Raw genomic sequence first — 1,209 nt, 5'->3', positions numbered from 1 at the left:
TCGCCAACCCAGCCCGACGTCGCCCCGCCCATATTGACCAGCTTCTTGTAGGTACTGGTCGAGATCGAGATGGTGCGGGCGAGTGAGCGGATGGTGGAGACGGTGCCGAGCACCCGGTCGATCCCGGCCTCGGTCTCTTCCGGCACCAGATAACCGCCGTCGGGATCGGACTGGGTGGTCAGCTTGGCCTTGACCTCGAGATCACGCAGGCCGGCATCGACGCCGCGCCGGAAGAAGCGGTCGAAGGCCTGGGCATGTTCGGCCTTGTCCGGATCGGTCGTCCCGCCAACAGCACCGACCTTGACCGCTGCCAGCGCGGCATTGGTCTCGTCGAGGGCCTTTTGCAGGGCGGTGATCTCGGCATTGATACGATCGACCTTTTCAGTCTGCACCACATCGGCCATGCCGGCCCGGATGTCGGCGAGTTCCTTGTCGCGCTCGACCTTGAAGTCCTCGAAGGTCTTCTGCAGTTCGGCCAGGATTTTGGTGGCGTTACCGGTTTCGGCGCGCACGCCGAGGATACCCCGGACTGGCCCGCGGCCACCGGGGTTCAGTTCGATACCCATCTCGGGTCTCCTATGATCTAATGGTGTCGATCAGCCGCTGGATGGCGGCTGCGTGGAAGCCAGCGTCATGCGTGGCCGTGTCGGCAGCGTCGTACATGCCGGCAATCTGGTTGAACATCTTGCGCCGCTCCGTGCGCGAGATGCCCTGTTGCGCTAACGCCGCATCGATGCGGCGCTTGGCTTGGATTTCGGGGCGGACCTGCGCGGACGCATTGGTCTCTGCATGGATTTGGGCATCGTCGACGACATCGGCAAAGCCGTATTCGACAGTCTGTGCCGCCGCCATGAAGGTTTCCGCATCCATCAGCTGCTCGATATCGGCGCGCTTCATGCCGGTGCGGGCCTGATAGATGTCGGCGATAGCCGCATCGAACTGATCGAACAGGGTGGCGGCGTCACGCATGTCGTGGCGATTGCCGATGACGACACCCCAGGCATTGTGGACCATCATGAAGGAGCCGAGCCCCATGCGGATCACATCGCCGGCCATGGCGATGACCGAGGCGGCAGATGCGGCCCAGCCCAGCACCTCGACCGTGACCCGGGCCGGATGGGCGCGTAGCAGATTGTAGATCGCGATCCCCTCGAACATGTCGCCGCCGGGCGAGTTGATGCGCACGATGACGTCGCGATTGCCGATCGA

General features: G+C 63.8%; 2 protein-coding genes. Both read right to left on the bottom strand.

Annotation, left to right across the window (positions count from 1 at the left end):
- On the bottom strand, positions 1-566 hold a 566-nt coding region (locus tag ACFO1V_RS02550), incomplete at its 3' end, for a phage major capsid protein (RefSeq protein WP_380075051.1).
- Between the two features lie 10 nt (positions 567-576).
- The coding region (locus tag ACFO1V_RS02545) for a head maturation protease, ClpP-related (protein WP_380075050.1) at positions 577-1,209 on the bottom strand (633 nt) is incomplete at its 5' end.

Origin of the sequence: Daeguia caeni (assembly GCF_042653845.1) — a bacterium.
Lineage (GTDB): Bacteria > Pseudomonadota > Alphaproteobacteria > Rhizobiales > Rhizobiaceae > Brucella > Brucella caeni.
The sequence above is the reverse complement of the archived record's forward strand: the minus strand, read 5'-3'. Positions and strand labels throughout refer to the sequence as shown.